We start from the raw sequence: 17180 nt of genomic DNA, 5'->3' as shown, positions 1-17180 counted from the left end.
CCGCTTCGGGAAGAAGCGGTTTTTTTTATATAAAGACAGTTGATTATACGTGTCCTTGAGCGCACATAGCTTCAGCAACTTTAATAAAGCCACCGATGTTGGCACCTTTAACGTAGTTGATCTTGTTACCTTCTTTACCGAATTTAACGCAAGTATCGTGGATGTCTTTCATGATCTGAGACAATTTAGCGTCTACTTCTTCAGCAGTCCAGCTATATCTCATAGAGTTCTGGCTCATTTCGAGACCGGAAACGGCAACACCACCGGCGTTAGCTGCTTTACCCGGAGCGAATGTGATATGCTCGTTCAAGTAGTTAACAGCTTCTGCAGTACAACCCATGTTAGAAGTTTCAACTACCATTTGGCAACCATTAGCTACCAATTGTTTAGCATCTTCTTCGTTCAATTCGTTTTGGATAGCGCAAGGGAATGCGATGTCGCATTTTACTTCCCACGGTTTACGTTTCGGGAAGAATTTAGCACCGAATTTTTCAGCATACGGAGCAACTACGTCGTTGTTGCTTGCACGAAGTTCCAACATGTAGTCTACACCTTCCTGGGTAAGACCTTTCTCGTCGTAGATATATCCGTCAGGACCAGAAATGGTAACCAATTTAGCTCCTAATTGAACTAATTTTTGAGCGGCACCCCAAGCAACGTTACCGAAACCGGAGATAGCAACCGTTTTACCGGCAATTTTCTCGCCTTTTTCTGCCAACATGTGTTGAGCGAAATATACGGTACCGTAACCGGTAGCTTCCGGACGTACTCTTGATCCACCGAATTCACGATTCTTTCCGGTTAAAACACCGACGAATTCGTTGCGAATTCTCTTGTATTGTCCGAACAAGAAACCGATTTCACGACCACCTACACCGATATCACCAGCGGGAACGTCGGTGTCAGCTCCGATGTGTTTGCAAAGTTCAGTCATGAAGCTTTGGCAGAAACGCATGATTTCGTTGTCAGATTTACCTTTCGGGTTGAAGTCCGAACCTCCTTTACCTCCACCCATAGGAAGAGTAGTCAAAGAGTTTTTGAAAGTTTGTTCGAATCCCAAGAATTTCAAACCGCCGAGGGTTACTGACGGGTGGAAACGCAAACCTCCTTTGTAGGGTCCAATAGCACTGTTGAATTGTACTCTGTAGCCACGGTTGATTTGTACTTCACCTTTGTCGTCAATCCAAGGTACTCTGAACATGATTACTCTTTCAGGTTCTACCATTTTCTCAAGGATCTTATTGGCTTTGTATTTGGGGTTTGCCTGATAGGTATCCCAAACAGTTTCGATCACTTCTTGTACTGCCTGATGAAATTCGGTTTCACCCACAGTTTTAGCCTTTAAGGCGTCCATGAATTCTTTAATTTCTGTTCTCATTTTGAATATTGTTTAAGCAAAACTTTAAAAAAACATCTTTGTATATTCGAATTTTATAAATTCGCATCAAAGGTATGTTTTTGTTTATGATTCCAAAAGTTTTTTCTATTATTTTTTATCAGGTGCAAACGTTATAATAATTAAATATTAATATGTCGTTCGTCCGAATACTATGAATCTGTAAGAAAATCATTTATAGGAGCATATAATTTTTTCCGGGTAATCGGGAGATAATTCCCTCTAACTCCAATTTCAGGAGCAGGGAGGAGAGGGTAGGGATCGGTATGCCGGTCGATACGTGAAGTTGGTCGATATCCTGCGGGCCTTCTCCTGCCAGGTGTCGTTTGATGGTCTTTTCCATGTCGGTTTCTCCTAAAAACGGAAGAGACGTTTGTCGGGATAACGAAGGTCGATTTTCCCAGTGAATGATTTTAAGAATATCATCGACGTGCTCGACGAGAGCCGCGATATTTTCTTTGATCAGCAAATTGCAACCGGAAGAGAGAAGATCTTCCGGTCTCCCGGGCAGGGCCATTACCTCTCGGTTGTAAGAGAGCGCTTGCCTGGCGGTAGCCATAGCTCCTCCTTTAATGGCGGATTCCGCAACCAGAACGGCTTCGCTCATCCCGGCAATAATTCGATTCCGTTGTAAAAAATTGATAGGTAATATGGGGGCACAGGTGGGAAATTCACTAATGAGTGCTCCTCCCTGAGAAATAATTCTGTCGGCGATCTCTTTGTGGCGGGAAGGATAGACCATGTGTAAACCGTGTCCCAAAACGGCCCGGGTAATGAGGTTATGCCGCAGACAGGCTTTATGTGCGGTTATATCGATTCCGTAAGCAAGTCCGCTAACAACGAGGGGGCGATATCCCATTCCGGCAATTTGTTCTATGATGAAATCCATCCGGTTTTTGCAGCGTTCGGATGCTTTACGGGTTCCCACGATAGCGATGGTTTTATCTCCGGATATTGTCAGTCGACCTTTGTAAAAAAGGACTAAAGGGGCGTCTTCGCAATGTTTTAACAGAGGGGGATATTCCATGTCTTCGATGAAACAACACGCTATCTCTTCTTTTTGCATGATATCTGATTCTTTTTTAGCCAGATCCAACCATTCTTTCTGTTTTATTTCAATGTTTTTCCAATGAAATTCTTCCATAAGTATTTGCAGGGCGTTTTTGCTTTCATGGAAAAATCCTTCTACGCCTCCGCATCTTTCGAACAGGGGGAAAGCGAGTTTATTGTTTAACTTCGAGGTCATTGTGATGGCTACTTGACATAACAATGAATTTGTCGCATCCATAATAAATTGAGTTTAGATACCAAAGATGTCGCGTACGGGTGAATTTGACATACTTAACAAAATTAAGTATTTAATAGAAGAAAATCAATAGTTTTCATGAGTATCGGTTTTAGGGGGTCTTTTTGAAACGAAGGCGGATCATTTCACGCAACTTTTGATGCAACTCCGGCCCGGTTATGGGTTTGGACATATAGTCGTTACAGCCCGCATCCAGAACTCGTTGTCGATCACTATCGAAAGCGAAAGCCGTCACGGCGACGATAGGAACGTTTTTATCTGTTTTCCTGATCTCTTTTGTAGCTTCAATTCCGTCCATGTGAGGCATTTTGATGTCCATGAGGATGAGATCGGGATGAATCTCTGCGGCCAGTTTAACGGCTTCTACTCCATCGACGGCGCGGAATAAACGGTAATCTTTTTTTAAAATGGCTGAAACAAGTAAAAAATTGCTATCCGTGTCTTCGGCTACTAATATGGTCGGTTGGGAAGGATTTGGAAAAAGATGTGCAGGTTCGATTGCTTTTGCTTCTGTGGTTTCAAAAGATAATTTAAGTTGTACATCGGGGTGGAACGGGTGTGTAAACCAGAAACAGGAACCTTTCCCTTCCTGTGATTCCACTCCGATTTCTCCTCCCATTTGTTCTGCGAGGCTTTTGCAAATGGAAAGGCCTAATCCTGTTCCCTGAGCGAAAGAGTTTAATTTGATAAAGCGTTCGAATACGTTGTTTATTTTGTCTTTGGGAATACCTGTTCCGGTATCTTTGACATAAAATTTAATCTCTTCCGGTCCGCTTTGGTAATAACCGAGGGTGATGCTGCCTTTAGACGTGAATTTCAGAGCATTATTGATGAAATTCGTGATGATTTGTGTCAGGCGATTTTTGTCGCTATTGATATGACACGCGGGTAAATGTTGCTCGAAAAGAATTTCGATATTGTTTTCTTCTGCTTTCAAGCTGAAAGAGCGGATGATTTCTTCACATAACTGGTTTACGTTGACATCGCTGTTTGTAATATCCAATGTTCCGGCTTCTATTTTTGACAAGTCCAAAATATCGGAGATCAATTGCAATAACAATTCGTTGTTTTCCTGTACAATATCGAAATAGGCAGCCCGTTCGTCCCGGTCGTCCGTTTCCGTCAAAAGATTTGAGAAGCCTACGATAGCGTTTAAAGGAGTTCGTATTTCATGACTCATATTAGCTAAAAAAGCGGATTTCAGCCGATCGCTTATTTCAGCCCTGTTTTTCGCTTCGATAAGTTTTTTCTCCGTTTCTTTTAGTTCGGTGATATCGTAATTCACACACAGCATTTCGAGTTTGCCGGGATCGTTGTTCATGGTATTGCGCATCACATTGATTCTTGTCCATTTCCAGCCCTCTTCCGTATGAACTCGTAAATCCCGGCTGAAATTATCGGTCTCGTGTGCTTTTACTTTTCGTATGGAGTCCAAAATATAAGCTTTGTCTTCTTCATGGACATGATTGTAAACGCCGATGATCTGTGGCAATGGAGTTGTTTCGTGTTCTCCTAAATTTCGATACCATTGGGCAACTCCGTATCCGTTTTTCGTGAATAAGTCGAATTTGCAATAGCCGATTTTACCGAATTTGCTGATGGCGGAAAAAGAACTTTCGAATTCCGCTATTTTACTGTAAGCGTTGCTGATTTCCGTATTATCGATGTTAATAAACAGATAATGTATAAGATTGCCTTGTTTATCGTATAAGGCACTTACCGTCGTGTATATCTCGATATTTCCTTTTTTTGTCGAGGAGTAATAATGTTCGATAGATTTGAAGGAATAGTTGAGCCGGAAAGAGACGGGTTCTTCTTTTCTAATTTTTTCTATGATTTCCGCTGGAATGTTGGGATTTTCAAAAATACTGACACCCAAAGCATCTTCTTTCCGTTTGAGACCGAATATTTCCAGATCTTTTATATTCATATCAACCAATTTTCCGGTTTTGTCATACAGTTCGATTCCTGCCGGCAGGTTATCGTATATGTTTCGGAGAATTTTTTCGCTTCGATCCAGAGCCTCGTGCGTGTTGTATGATTCCGTTATGTCGGAGATGAGGCAGATGACTTCATCTTCTACCGTCGAATAGATAATGGCGTGGCAATGTTTTTTGAGAGGTTCTATATAATAATTTACATCGGCGTGTTTCTTGGTATGTAGGATATCCTGGAGGTAGACGAGTTCTTCTTTCAGGTTTACTCTCAATTCGCTGGCTTTATGTCCGATGTATTTTTCGACGTTATAACCATTGATTTCTCCCGCGGCATAATTAGCGTCTACGAATAGATAATCTATCGGTTGGCGATTGGAATCGTACAAGAGTTTTAACCTCGTGTAACCCAATGGCATGTGTTTATAAAGGTTTTGCAAGTAAGTTCGATCGATTTGAGCTTCATGCTCCGATCTTTGCAATCCGATACATATATTGATAATGTTGGCGAGAGAGGTGAACCACTGACAATCTTCGTTACTCCATTCGTGATGTTCTTCCACGACGTCGATACCCACGTAACCCCATACTCCCTCATGAGAGATTAAGGGGGCGACAATGATGGATTTGATTTCCTGGAGGGCTAAAAATTCTTTTTCGATATAAGCCTCTTCCGGGAGCTCATTTAAATCGGAAAGTATGATATGTTTTTGTCGGGTAATTTGTCGCGTCCACCATGGAGATTCCTCCATGGGCATATCGTTGATTCGTGACTGTTCTTTATTCACGTTGGAGTCTGTGACTTCATAAGTACAAGTTTGTGTCTTTTTTTTCCAGTTATACTCAATGATGTAAGCCCTTCCGCCTTTGAATTGTTCCAGGATATTTTCAAGAATCTTGTTGATAACGGTATCGGCCGTATCGGATTGGAGAAAAGAGAGCAGCGTGTGTGAAATGGTATTTAACTGGTATAATAAATTGTTTATTCTTAAAAGGGATGCTTTTTCCGGTTGAGTTACTTCCGGATTAGGGATGATCTGGATAAATCCGGAAATGGAGGAGTTACCTTTTTCGTCCGTTTCTTTATGGATTATTTTGGAACGTAACCATATCTCTCCCGAAGGAGTCTGGATCGGAAAGGTTTGGTCGTAGAGGTATTGATTCTCGATGTTTTCAATTTCTTTCATGATACGGGCACGGTAATCTTCCCGTATCATCTCGGTAAAGGTTTTGAAGCGGATGATGTTACTATCTAATTTTAACATTTTTACCGCGATGTCGGAGAGAACGTATCCCTTTTTTTCGTGGTCTACTTTCCACCATCCTATTTTCAGGTCTGTCAGAATACGGTCTATCGTCTTTTTTTCTTCAAATAGTTGTAGATCCACAGTATTTAAATTTATCATTATGAATGATGTATGTTATTATCGAGTCGATATTTTCTCCTCTTCGTATTATTCAAGCAAAGGAAAAACGGGTCTATGCTTGTCCGTATGCCTTCACTTTGAATTATCAAATATGGAAAAAATATTTTTCATTTTGTCGATTTATTTTTTCACTTTTTATAAGATGATGAAAATAGATCTATATTGTTATATTTTTGCCGTATTATTTGTCATTGTTGAGTGGTAAAATGTTTCTTGGAAAGGTGCTGCTTGCTTTATTTAGTAAACATTAACAATCTTCGTTTTTGGCTTTAACCCGTCTTCATTTTAAAAAATCCTTAAGCTGTTTTTTATTTTGTCGTTTGGTTTAATCCCGGGGGGAGTGCTAACTTTCTCACAATCTTATACTTTTTTGCGAAAAAATAGATAGAATGTTTGGTGATGTGGTTTTTAGTTACTACATTTGCGGGCCAAATTGAATAAAAGTAACTAATTTAAAAGTACTTGTATGCCAACTATTCAACAGTTAGTAAGAAAAGGAAGAAAAAGAATTGAGGATAAGAGTAAAGCTCCGGCTTTAGATTCTTGTCCGCAAAAACGCGGGGTATGTGTACGTGTTTACACGACGACTCCGAAAAAACCGAACTCTGCAATGAGAAAGGTAGCCAGGGTTAGATTAACTAACGGAAAAGAAGTGAATGCTTATATTCCGGGAGAAGGACACAATCTGCAAGAGCACTCTATCGTGTTAATCCGCGGTGGTCGTGTGAAAGACCTTCCGGGTGTACGTTATCACCTTGTTCGTGGAACCTTGGATGCTGCCGGTGTAAACGGTCGTTTGCAAAGTCGTTCCAAGTACGGAGCTAAAAAACCGAAAGCAGGTAAAACTCCGGAAAAAGGTAAAAAGTAGTTATTAACAGGAATTGTTTATGGGTTGTTCCCGAGAGTTGAGTAAATGGTCGGGAGACCGTTGAAGACCAAAACGGGCAGCTGACGAACGAATTCGTAAACGTAGGAAGAAATGAGAAAATCAAAACCAAAAAAGAGAATCCTGTTACCGGACCCGAAGTTTAATGATGTATTAGTAACGCGGTTCGTTAATGATTTAATGGTGGATGGTAAGAAAAGCATCGCCTTAAGTATTTTTTATGATGCTATCGATATCGTAGAGGAGAAGATGGCGAAAAAAGAAGAGAAACCGGCTTTGGATATTTGGAAGCAGGCTTTGGAGAACATCACTCCTCAGGTAGAGGTGAAAAGTCGCCGGGTGGGAGGTGCTACTTTCCAGGTGCCGATGGAAATTAATCCAATAAGAAAAAGATCAATCTCTGTAAAAAACATGATCTTATTCGCTCGTAAGAGAAGCGGTAAGGGAATGGCTGAGAAGTTGGCTGCCGAAATCATGGCTGCTTACAAGGAAGAAGGTGCGGCCTTCAAGAAGAAGGAGGATATTCATCGTATGGCAGAGGCCAATCGTGCTTTTGCTCATTTCAGATTTTAAGGAGGGGATAAAGTAAGAAAATGGCAAAAAGAGATTTACATTTTACGAGAAATATCGGTATCATGGCTCATATTGATGCCGGTAAGACAACAACGACAGAACGAATCCTGTATTTCACGGGGGTATCTCACAAGATAGGGGAGACTCACGATGGTACGGCTACCATGGACTGGATGGTTCAGGAGCAAGAGAGAGGTATTACCATCACTTCTGCCGCGACCACTTGTTTTTGGAAATATCAGGATAAAGAATATAAAATCAATATTATCGACACTCCGGGACACGTTGACTTTACCGTGGAGGTAGAGCGTTCCTTGCGTGTATTGGATGGAGCTGTGGCTCTATTCTGTGCCGTGGGTGGAGTAGAGGCTCAATCGGAAACCGTTTGGCGTCAGGCAAACAAGTACGGAGTTCCAAGAATCGCTTTCGTGAATAAAATGGACCGTTCAGGTGCTGACTTCTTTAAGGCAGTACGCGAGATCCGTGAAAAGTTGAAAGCTAATCCGATTCCGCTTCAACTTCCGATCGGTGCTGAAGAAAACTTCCAGGGTGTGATCGATTTGATTGAAATGAAGGCTTACGTGTGGGAGAATGGAGAGATGACGGCAACGGTAAAAGAGATTCCTGCCAATATGTTGGCTGAAGCTCAAGAGTGGAGAGAGAAGTTGGTAGAGGCTGCTGCTGTTCAGGACGAAGCATTGATGGAACGTTTCTTTGAAGATCCGGATTCGATTACCGTGGAGGAATTAAAGGCTGTGGTTCGTAAAGCCGTGATAGCGATGGATTTCTGTCCGGTAATGTGCGGTTCTTCTTTTAAAAATAAAGGAGTTCAGAACCTGTTGGATGCGGTAATTGCTTATTTGCCTCATCCGTTGGATATTCCGGCTGCTGCAGGTACGGATCCGAAAACGGGGGAGGAGAAAATTTTCGAGATCGATCCCGAGGCTCCGCTTTCTGCGTTGGCATTTAAGATCGCCACGGATCCTTTCGTGGGACGTTTGTGCTATACGCGTATTTATTCCGGTAAGATCGAAGCGGGTTCGTATGTATATAATCCGCGTACAGATAAAAAAGAGCGTATTTCGCGTTTATTCCAGATGCATTCAAACAAACAACAGCCGAGAGATGTTCTTGAGGCCGGTGATATTTGCGCTTGCGTCGGGTTTAAGGATATTCGTACGGGGGATACCTTATGTACCGAGGAGAATCAGATCGTACTGGAGAGTATGACCTTCCCGGAACCGGTGATCGGTATCGCCGTGGAACCGCTTACGCAAAAAGATACGGATAAGTTGGGAATGGCTTTGGCCAAGTTGGCTGAAGAGGATCCGACTTTCCGCGTAAAAACGGATGAAGATTCGGGTCAGACCGTTATCAGCGGAATGGGAGAGCTCCACTTGGATATTATTTTGGACCGTCTGAGACGCGAGTTCAAGGTAGAGTGTAATCAGGGTGCTCCTCAGGTTGCTTACAAGGAAGCTATTACCGGTGTATTCGAACATCGTCATGTATTCAAAAAACAGACGGGTGGTCGCGGTAAATTTGCCGATATCATCTTCCGGATGGAGCCGGCTGAAGAAGGTAAAGAAGGTTTGACTTTCGTGAACGAGGTAAAAGGCGGTAATATTCCGAAGGAGTTTATCCCCTCCGTGGAGAAAGGATTCAAAGAGGCTATGGAGAGTGGTGTGCTGGCGGGTTATCCGTTGGAAAGCTTAAAGATCACGTTGATCGACGGATCTTTCCACCCGGTAGACTCCGATGCATTATCTTTTGAAATGGCTGCCAAAATAGGTTATAAAGAGGCCGCACAAAAGGCTAAACCGGTATTATTGGAACCCGTGATGAAATTGGAAGTAGTTACTCCCGAGGAGTATATGGGTGACATTATCGGAGACTTGAATCGCCGTCGCGGTCAGGTGGAAGGAATGGAATCCAGAGCCGGAGCCCGCGTGATCGAGGCGAAGGTACCTTTGTCCGAGCAGTTCGGTTATGTAACCGTATTGAGAACGTTATCATCCGGTCGTGCCAGTTCTTCTATGGAATTCTCTCATTATGCCGAGGTTCCGAAGGGAATAGCCAAGGAGGTTGTTGAAAAGAATAGCGGAAGAGTAGACTTAGTATAGAATTTTAGATTACCGATTTACGATGTAGATTGTTTTCAATCGAAATCGTAAATCTTAAATCATGAATCATAATTAAATAACATGAGCCAAAAAATCAGAATCAAATTGAAATCTTACGATCACAACTTGGTAGACAAGTCTGCAGAGAAGATTGTTAAGACGGTAAAAGCTACTGGAGCTGTTGTGAGTGGTCCTATTCCACTTCCGACTCACCGGGGAATCTTTACTGTTAACCGCTCTACTTTCGTGAATAAGAAGAGCCGCGAACAATTTTTGGTGTGCACGTTTAAGAGATTGATTGATATTTACAGCTCAACGGCTGGAACAATCGATGCCTTAATGAAGCTTGAGTTACCGAGTGGTGTTGAAGTAGAGATTAAAGTATGATAACGGCGAAAACCTATGTCGTTATTAGAGAATTAGAACCTAATTTTAAAAAAGAAAAAAAGAGATGCCAGGTTTAATTGGAAAAAAAGTCGGAATGACATCCGTATTCAGTGCCGAGGGGAAAAGTATCCCATGCACTGTGATTGAGGCCGGTCCATGTGTTGTAACCCAAATCAAAACAATGGAGACAGACGGTTACGAAGCACTTCAGTTGGGGTTTGACGATGCAAAGGAGAAAAACACGACGAAGCCGCTAAGTGGACATTTTAAGAAGGCAGGCACTACTCCTAAAAGAAAACTTGTAGAGTTTTCCGGGTATGATGTCGAGTACAAGTTAGGAGACGTAATTGACGTAAACCTGTTCGAAGGAGCAGATTTCGTTGATGTAATCGGGACCAGTAAAGGAAAAGGTTTCCAGGGCGTTGTGAAACGTCACGGTTTCGGTGGAGTTGGTCAGGCAACTCACGGTCAGCACAACCGGGCGAGAAAGCCGGGTTCTATCGGAGCTTGTTCTACTCCCGCACGCGTGTTCAAAGGCATGCGTATGGGCGGTCAAATGGGCGGTGATAGAGTGACGGTTCAGAACTTGAAGGTGTTGAAAGTGATACCTGAGAATAATTTGTTATTGGTGAAGGGGTCTATTCCCGGAGCTAAAGGTTCATACGTAATTATCGAGAAGTAATGGAGTTAAGTGTATTAAACATTGCCGGACAAGAGACAGGCAGGAAGATAGAGTTAAATGACGCTATCTTTGGAATTCAGCCTAATGAACACGCTATCTATCTTGATGTAAAGCAGTATTTGGCTAATAATCGTCAGGGAACTCATAAATCTAAACAGAGAAATGAGATTTCAGGTAGTACCCGTAAGCTGAAAAAGCAAAAAGGTACCGGTGGCGCCAGAGCTGGTGGTATTAAGAACCCGTTGTTCAGAGGTGGTGGTAGAGTATTTGGTCCCGTTCCCAGAGATTACAGCTTTAAGCTGAATAAGAAACTGAAGAGATTGGCTCGTAGATCCGCTTTATCAGTAAAAGCAGGGGCGAATGCTGTGACTGTCGTTGAAGATTTTAACTTTGAAGCTCCGAAGACCAAGCAGATGATTCAATTGATGAATAATTTGAAGGTAAACGATCGGAACTTGTTGTTGATTTTGAATGAGAGTAACGAGAATATTATTTTGTCGGCTCGTAACTTGCAGAACGTAAGTGTAATGAGAGCTTGTGATTTGGCTACTTACGACATCATGAGAGCTAAAAATCTCGTGTTCGTTGAGAGTTCTGTACAGGGCCTAAATGAAGTGTTCAATCTTAACGAAGAGTAAAAGATGGAAATAATAAAGAAGCCCATATTGTCAGAAAAGATGACTGCTTTGACTGACAAACAGAACAGAGTCGCTTTCGTTGTTGACAAGGCAGCGAACAAGTTTGAGATAAAAAAGGCAATTGAAAAAATGTACGGGGTTACCGTGAAAGAGGTAAACACCATGATTTATCAGGGAGATGTAAAATCTCGCTATACAAAAGCAGGTGTTATTTCCGGTAGGACCGCTTCATTTAAGAAAGCAATTGTGACTTTAGCAGAAGGTGATAGTATTGATTTTTTTAGCAATATTTAATTGAGATGGCTGTAAGAAAATTTAATCCTGTGACTCCTGGTCAAAGACATAAGGTAGGAATTACCTTTGATCAGGTGACTACAGATAGACCTGAGAAATCATTGTTAAGACCGATGAAAAAGACCGGTGGACGTAATAACTCCGGTAAGATGACAATGAGATATATAGGTGGAGGTCATAAACAAAGATACAGAGAGATAGATTTTAAGCGTGACAAGGATAATATTCCGGCGCGTGTAGCTACGATCGAGTATGATCCGAATCGTACCGCTCATATCGCTTTGTTAGTATATGCCGATGGAGAAAAACGTTATATTATAGCTCCCGCGGGCTTGCAAGTAGATCAGACCGTGATGAGCGGTGCTGGCGTGGCGCCCGAGGTAGGAAATTCGTTGTTCTTGTCTGAGATCCCACTTGGTACAATTATTCATAACATCGAGTTAAGACCGCAACAGGGAGCCGTGATGGCCCGTAGTGCCGGTTCTTACGCTCAATTGGTTGCAAGGGAAGGAAAATATGCTTCAATTAAGTTACCTTCCGGCGAGGTTCGTATGATTTTGTTAACCTGTCGCGCTACTGTGGGTACGGTATCCAATTCCGACCACGCGTTGGAGCGTTCAGGTAAAGCCGGTCGTACCCGTTGGTTAGGTCGCAGACCACGTGTAAGGGGTGTTGTAATGAACCCGGTTGATCACCCGATGGGTGGTGGTGAAGGCCGTGCTTCAGGAGGACATCCTCGTTCAAGAAAAGGCTTGTTGGCTAAGGGATACAAGACCAGAGCGCCGAAGAAGCTTTCTAATAAGTATATTGTAGAAAGAAGAAAGAAATAACTGATTAATTATTGATGTTATGAGTCGTTCGTTAAAAAAAGGCCCTTTTATAGATTTCAAATTAGAGAGAAAAATTTTGGTAATGAATGAGACCAATAAGAAGTCAGTTATTAAGACTTGGGCTCGTTATTCCATGATCTCTCCGGACTTTGTAGGGCATACTATCGCTGTACATAACGGTAATAAATTTATTCCGGTATACGTGACTGAGAATATGGTAGGTCATAAGCTGGGTGAGTTTGCGCCGACACGTACATTTAGAGGCCATGCTGACAAGAAGAAAAAATAAAGCGTGGTTAAGTTGAACTAATGAAGATGTATTAAAATGGGTGCAAGAAAAAGATTAAGAGCAAATCAGAATAAAGAAGCCAGAAAAGAGAAGGCTTTTGCTATTCTTCGCGACTGTCCTACATCTCCTCAGAAAATGAGATTGGTAGCGGATTTAGTGCGTGGGGTAGAGGTACAGAAAGCTTTGGATATGCTTAAGTTTTGTCCGAAAGAAGCTGCTCGTAAAGTGGAGAAGCTCCTGCTTTCAGCAATTGCGAACTGGGAACAGAAAAACGAGGGAAAACGCGTGGACGATGCTTCCCTGTTTGTACAAGAGATTTTCGTTGACGGTGCTGGTATGTTGAAAAGATTAAGACCGGCTCCTCAAGGAAGAGCACATCGGATTCGTAAACGTTCAAATCACGTGACGATCGTGCTGGGAAGCAAGACAGCTGTTGAAAACATTACTAAAGAATAGTTAGCATGGGACAGAAAGTTAATCCAATAAGCAATAGATTAGGAATCATCAGAGGATGGGATTCTAACTGGTTCGGCGGTAAAAACTATGGTGATAAATTGGTGGAAGATTACAAAATCAGAAAGTATTTGAACGCCCGTCTCGCCAAAGCTGGAATCGCCAAGATTGTTATCGAGAGAACTCTGAAGCTGATCACGATTACCATTAACACCGCGCGTCCGGGTATCATCATCGGTAAAGGCGGTCAAGAAGTGGACAAATTGAAAGAGGAGCTGAAGAAGATCACGGATAAAGAAGTTCAAATTAATATCTTCGAGATCAAACGTCCTGAATTGGATGCGGTGATCGTGGGTAATAACATAGCTCGTCAGCTGGAAGGTCGTGTCGCTTACCGCAGAGCCATCAAGATGGCTATCGCTTCAACCATGAGAATGGGAGCGGAGGGTATCAAGATCCTGATTTCAGGTCGTTTGAACGGTGCGGAAATGGCAAGAGCTGAGATCTACAAGGAAGGTAGAATTCCATTACACACTTTCCGGGCAGACATTGATTACGCCCAGGCCGAAGCATTGACTACATATGGCCAATTGGGTATCAAGGTTTGGATCTGTAAAGGAGAAGTTTACGGCAAGCGCGAGCTTGTTCCGAACTCGTTGATTAGTGCCCCGAAAGATGGCGGTCGTCCGAACGCTGGAGCCGGCAAAAAGGGTGGATTCAAGAAAAGAAAAAAGTAGTCTTTTAACTTATAAATAGATTAGAGCTATGTTACAGCCAAAAAGGACTAAATACAGAAGATCGCAGAAAGGTAGAATGAAGGGGAATGCCCAGAGGGGACATGAACTGGCATTCGGATCTTTCGGAATTAAGGCGTTGGAAAGTACGTGGATCGAACAACGTCAGATTGAAGCAGCCCGTGTTGCAGTGACACGTTACATGCAGAGACAAGGTCAAATATGGATACGTATATTTCCAGATAAACCTATTACTAAAAAACCCGCTGAGGTTCGTATGGGTAAAGGTAAGGGATCTCCAGAAGGATTCGTTGCTCCTGTTACTCCAGGTCGTATTCTCTTTGAAGCAGACGGAGTACCGTATGCGATAGCTAAGGAGGCTTTGCGTTTAGCAGCCCAGAAGCTACCCATCGCTACTAAGTTCGTGGTTAGACGTGATTATACGGAATAGTCGAGAGGCTATTTTAAGTTTCAAAACAAAAAATTGTTAGTGAGATGAAAAATTCAGAAATTAGAGAGTTAACCACCGAAGACCTGAAAGAGAGAATTTTGGCAGAGAGAACCAATCTGACTAAAATGACGATGAACCATGTTGTTTCTCCTTTGGAAAATCCGATGCAAATTCGGGCAGTCAGAAGAGATATCGCAAGAATGTTAACGGAATTGCGTAAGCGAGAATTAACGGTAAAGTAATAAAGTATGGAAAGAAATCTTAGAAAAGAGCGTGTCGGTCTTGTCGTAAGTAACAAGATGGAGAAATCTATCACTGTTGCCGTTCGCTTCAAAGAGAAACACCCGATTTACGGGAAGTTTGTCAGCAAGACCAAGAAATTCACTGCTCACGATGAAAAGAATGAATGTAACATCGGCGATACAGTGAGAATTATGGAAACTCGTCCCTTGAGTAAAACCAAGAGATGGAGATTAGTTGAAATCATTGAAAGAGCTAAGTAATCATGATACAACAGGAAAGTAGATTGACCGTAGCAGACAACAGCGGTGCCAAAGAAGTGCTTTGTATTCGCGTACTTGGAGGAACCAAGAAAAGATACGCACGCGTAGGCGATAAAATCGTTGTTGCCGTGAAGAACGCACTCCCGAACGGTGAAGTAAAAAAAGGTTCAGTTAGTAAGGCAGTAGTAGTTCGTGTAAGCAAGGAATACAGACGTCCGGACGGATCTTATATCCGCTTTGATGACAACGCTTGCGTGTTGTTGAATAACGCGGGTGAAATGAGAGGAACCCGTATTTTCGGACCTGTAGCCAGAGAAGTTCGTGAAGGTTATACGAAAATTGTTTCGTTGGCCCCGGAAGTACTTTAATTATTTACGATTTATGATTTTAGATTTACGATTGGTAGTTAGTTGCTTTATCTGAAATCTAAAATCTGAAATCTAAAATTTTATAGGTGATGAATAGAAAATTTCATATAAAAAAAGGTGATTTAGTTCAGGTAAATGCCGGCGAAGATAAAGGAAAGCAGGGCAAGGTACTTGAAGTGGATCCGGGGAAAGAGAGAGCCATTGTTGAGGGAATCAATATGATCAGCAAGCATACGAAACCCAATGCCGCTCATCCACAAGGTGGAATCGTGAAAAAAGAAGCTCCGATCCATATTTCAAACTTGAACGTGGTTGATCCTACTACCGGAAAGCCGACGCGTGTCGGAAGAAAACGGGTAGAGGTGGAGATTGTAAAGGACGGAAAGAAAGTAACGAAGATGAGATCTGTTCGTTACGCGAAGAAATCCGGAACCGAATTGAAATAATTGTAAGGATTGCCGGGAGGCGATGTCCAGATTTGAAATTTTAATTTTTGGTTTACGATAAACGGAATGTTTGATCGTAAATCAAAAATTATAAATTAACTATGGATTTCTGATTTTAAATTATATCTTTGCAACCTTGAAATTTTGCGGAATTTCGACTTGTGGAGTGTTAATGATAAAACGACGAATCGAAAATCATAAATATTTAGATGAATTACGTACCAAATTACAAAAAGAAGTATAACGAAGAAATTGTACCGGCTTTGATGAAAGAGTTCGGATACAAGTCAGTTATGCAAGCACCCAGATTGGAGAAGATAGTAATCAATCAGGGCGTAGGAGCATCCATTCAGGATAAGAAAATTCTTGAGTTTTCCGTGAACGAGTTAACGGCGATAACCGGTCAGAAACCGGTTACTTGTAAGTCAACCAAGGATGTTTCTAATTTTAAATTGCGTAAAGGCATGCCGATCGGCGTGAGAGTGACTTTACGTAAAGAACGTATGTATGAATTTTTGGAAAGACTTATTGTTTCCGCCCTTCCGCGTATTCGCGATTTCAAAGGAATCAACAATAAGCTGGACGGAAGAGGAAACTATACTTTAGGAATAGAAGAGCAAATCATATTTCCGGAAATCGTGCTGGACAATGTCCACAAGATCATGGGTATGAATATCACGTTTGTAACTTCGGCTAATACCGACGAAGAAGGTTTTGCACTTCTAAGAGAGTTTGGATTACCATTTAAAAAGAATTAAAAGAAAAGCGAAATGGCAAAAGAATCAATGAAGGCCCGTGAGGTAAAGCGTGCAAAATTGGTAGAAAAGTACGCCGCAAAGCGAGCCAAATTAAAAGAGGAAGGAGACTACGTTGGATTGAGCCTTCTACCTAAGAACTCCAGTCGCGTTCGTTTGCATAACAGATGCAAGTTGACGGGAAGACCGAGAGGGTACATGAGACAATTTGGTATAAGCCGGATTCAGTTCCGGGAGATGGCTTCTGCCGGACTTATACCTGGAGTTAAGAAGGCTAGTTGGTAAATTTTAAAATTTAGAAGAGATGACAGATCCAATAGCAGATTTCCTTACGCGCATTAGAAATGCAGTAAGAGCAGGTCATAAGGTAGTAGATATCCCCGGATCTAAAATGAAACGGGAGATGACCAAGATTTTGAAAGAGAAAGGATATATCCTGAACTACAAGTTTGAGCAGGATGGCGTAAGAAGCAATATCAAGATTGCTTTAAAGTATCATCCGGAAACGAAGATGCCCGCCATTAAAGCATTGACACGTGTTTCAAAACCGGGTCTTAGACGTTATACCAACGTGGAGGAAATGCCTCAGGTATTGAACGGATTGGGAATCGCGATTTTATCTACTTCATTAGGAATAATGACGGATAAAGAGGCTCGCCAAAAAAATGTAGGCGGGGAAGTATTGTGTTATGTTTATTAATAGAA

Annotated in this window: 22 protein-coding genes; 19 read left to right on the top strand and 3 right to left on the bottom strand. The window is 42.0% G+C overall.

The window, feature by feature from the left end:
* Nucleotides 1–43: 43 nt before the first annotated feature.
* From gdhA to BN3283_RS11790, 3 genes are all read right to left on the bottom strand, one after another.
* Nucleotides 44–1378, bottom strand: coding sequence for an NADP-specific glutamate dehydrogenase (gdhA, locus tag BN3283_RS11800; protein ID WP_041503081.1), 1335 nt, complete (start codon nucleotides 1376–1378; stop codon nucleotides 44–46).
* Nucleotides 1379–1571: 193 nt separating this feature from the next.
* On the bottom strand, nucleotides 1572–2684 hold the full coding sequence (dprA, locus tag BN3283_RS11795) for a DNA-processing protein DprA (protein ID WP_059026726.1): 1113 nt from the start codon (nucleotides 2682–2684) through the stop codon (nucleotides 1572–1574).
* A 109-nt stretch (nucleotides 2685–2793) separates the two neighbouring features.
* Nucleotides 2794–6024, bottom strand: a complete 3231-nt coding sequence (locus BN3283_RS11790; protein WP_286137661.1) for an ATP-binding protein — start codon at nucleotides 6022–6024, stop codon at nucleotides 2794–2796.
* 505 nt (nucleotides 6025–6529) lie between these two features.
* Here BN3283_RS11790 and rpsL point away from each other — a divergent pair.
* The 19 genes from rpsL to rpsH all read left to right on the top strand — a co-directional run bounded on the left by rpsL (nucleotide 6530) and on the right by rpsH (nucleotide 17175).
* Nucleotides 6530–6931, top strand: a complete 402-nt coding sequence (gene rpsL, locus BN3283_RS11780; protein ID WP_041503079.1) for a 30S ribosomal protein S12 — start codon at nucleotides 6530–6532, stop codon at nucleotides 6929–6931.
* 111 nt (nucleotides 6932–7042) lie between these two features.
* Entirely contained in the window at nucleotides 7043–7522 is a 480-nt protein-coding gene (gene rpsG, locus BN3283_RS11775; RefSeq protein ID WP_041503078.1) for a 30S ribosomal protein S7, read from the top strand.
* A 20-nt stretch (nucleotides 7523–7542) separates the two neighbouring features.
* Nucleotides 7543–9645 carry an elongation factor G gene (fusA, locus tag BN3283_RS11770; RefSeq protein ID WP_041503077.1) on the top strand — a complete coding sequence of 701 codons (2103 nt, stop codon included), beginning with the start codon at nucleotides 7543–7545 and terminating at the stop codon, nucleotides 9643–9645.
* An 81-nt stretch (nucleotides 9646–9726) separates the two neighbouring features.
* Nucleotides 9727–10032 (top strand): 30S ribosomal protein S10, encoded by a 306-nt coding sequence (gene rpsJ, locus BN3283_RS11765; protein ID WP_041503076.1) that lies wholly within the window; start codon nucleotides 9727–9729, stop codon nucleotides 10030–10032.
* Nucleotides 10033–10096: 64 nt separating this feature from the next.
* Nucleotides 10097–10714 (top strand): 50S ribosomal protein L3, encoded by a 618-nt coding sequence (rplC, locus tag BN3283_RS11760; protein WP_041503075.1) that lies wholly within the window; start codon nucleotides 10097–10099, stop codon nucleotides 10712–10714.
* The gene (gene rplD / locus BN3283_RS11755; protein ID WP_041503074.1) at nucleotides 10714–11352 is read left to right on the top strand and encodes a 50S ribosomal protein L4; all 639 of its coding nucleotides are present in this window, start codon (nucleotides 10714–10716) and stop codon (nucleotides 11350–11352) included. Before rplC ends, rplD begins: the two co-directional genes overlap by 1 nt.
* A 3-nt stretch (nucleotides 11353–11355) precedes the next feature.
* Entirely contained in the window at nucleotides 11356–11646 is a 291-nt protein-coding gene (gene rplW, locus BN3283_RS11750) for a 50S ribosomal protein L23 (RefSeq protein ID WP_041503073.1), read from the top strand.
* A gap of 5 nt (nucleotides 11647–11651) precedes the next feature.
* A complete protein-coding gene (rplB, locus tag BN3283_RS11745) occupies nucleotides 11652–12476 on the top strand; it encodes a 50S ribosomal protein L2 (protein ID WP_041503072.1) in 825 nt (274 codons plus the stop codon).
* Between the two features lie 19 nt (nucleotides 12477–12495).
* Nucleotides 12496–12765 (top strand): 30S ribosomal protein S19, encoded by a 270-nt coding sequence (gene rpsS, locus BN3283_RS11740; protein ID WP_041503071.1) that lies wholly within the window; start codon nucleotides 12496–12498, stop codon nucleotides 12763–12765.
* A 36-nt stretch (nucleotides 12766–12801) separates the two neighbouring features.
* Complete coding sequence (gene rplV, locus BN3283_RS11735) at nucleotides 12802–13221, top strand: 50S ribosomal protein L22 (protein WP_041503070.1); 420 nt, start codon at nucleotides 12802–12804, stop codon at nucleotides 13219–13221.
* A 5-nt stretch (nucleotides 13222–13226) separates the two neighbouring features.
* Complete coding sequence (gene rpsC / locus BN3283_RS11730) at nucleotides 13227–13955, top strand: 30S ribosomal protein S3 (protein WP_041503069.1); 729 nt, start codon at nucleotides 13227–13229, stop codon at nucleotides 13953–13955.
* A 28-nt stretch (nucleotides 13956–13983) separates the two neighbouring features.
* Complete coding sequence (gene rplP / locus BN3283_RS11725) at nucleotides 13984–14403, top strand: 50S ribosomal protein L16 (protein ID WP_041503068.1); 420 nt, start codon at nucleotides 13984–13986, stop codon at nucleotides 14401–14403.
* A 44-nt stretch (nucleotides 14404–14447) separates the two neighbouring features.
* Nucleotides 14448–14645 (top strand): 50S ribosomal protein L29, encoded by a 198-nt coding sequence (gene rpmC / locus BN3283_RS11720; RefSeq protein ID WP_041503067.1) that lies wholly within the window; start codon nucleotides 14448–14450, stop codon nucleotides 14643–14645.
* A 6-nt stretch (nucleotides 14646–14651) separates the two neighbouring features.
* Nucleotides 14652–14906: a 30S ribosomal protein S17 gene (gene rpsQ / locus BN3283_RS11715; RefSeq protein WP_041503066.1), complete on the top strand. Its 255-nt coding sequence runs from the start codon at nucleotides 14652–14654 to the stop codon at nucleotides 14904–14906.
* Between the two features lie 2 nt (nucleotides 14907–14908).
* A complete protein-coding gene (rplN, locus tag BN3283_RS11710; RefSeq protein ID WP_041503065.1) occupies nucleotides 14909–15274 on the top strand; it encodes a 50S ribosomal protein L14 in 366 nt (121 codons plus the stop codon).
* 89 nt (nucleotides 15275–15363) lie between these two features.
* On the top strand, nucleotides 15364–15720 hold the full coding sequence (gene rplX / locus BN3283_RS11705) for a 50S ribosomal protein L24 (RefSeq protein ID WP_041503064.1): 357 nt from the start codon (nucleotides 15364–15366) through the stop codon (nucleotides 15718–15720).
* Nucleotides 15721–15929: 209 nt separating this feature from the next.
* Nucleotides 15930–16478, top strand: a complete 549-nt coding sequence (gene rplE / locus BN3283_RS11700) for a 50S ribosomal protein L5 (RefSeq protein WP_041503063.1) — start codon at nucleotides 15930–15932, stop codon at nucleotides 16476–16478.
* Nucleotides 16479–16490: 12 nt separating this feature from the next.
* Nucleotides 16491–16760 (top strand): 30S ribosomal protein S14, encoded by a 270-nt coding sequence (gene rpsN / locus BN3283_RS11695; protein ID WP_018337673.1) that lies wholly within the window; start codon nucleotides 16491–16493, stop codon nucleotides 16758–16760.
* A gap of 19 nt (nucleotides 16761–16779) precedes the next feature.
* Nucleotides 16780–17175 carry a 30S ribosomal protein S8 gene (gene rpsH, locus BN3283_RS11690; RefSeq protein ID WP_041503062.1) on the top strand — a complete coding sequence of 132 codons (396 nt, stop codon included), beginning with the start codon at nucleotides 16780–16782 and terminating at the stop codon, nucleotides 17173–17175.
* Nucleotides 17176–17180 lie beyond the last annotated feature (5 nt).

The organism is Gabonibacter massiliensis (genome assembly GCA_001487125.1).
Taxonomy (GTDB): Bacteria; Bacteroidota; Bacteroidia; order Bacteroidales; family Marinifilaceae; genus Gabonibacter; species Gabonibacter massiliensis.
The sequence above is the reverse complement of the archived record's forward strand: the minus strand, read 5'-3'. Positions and strand labels throughout refer to the sequence as shown.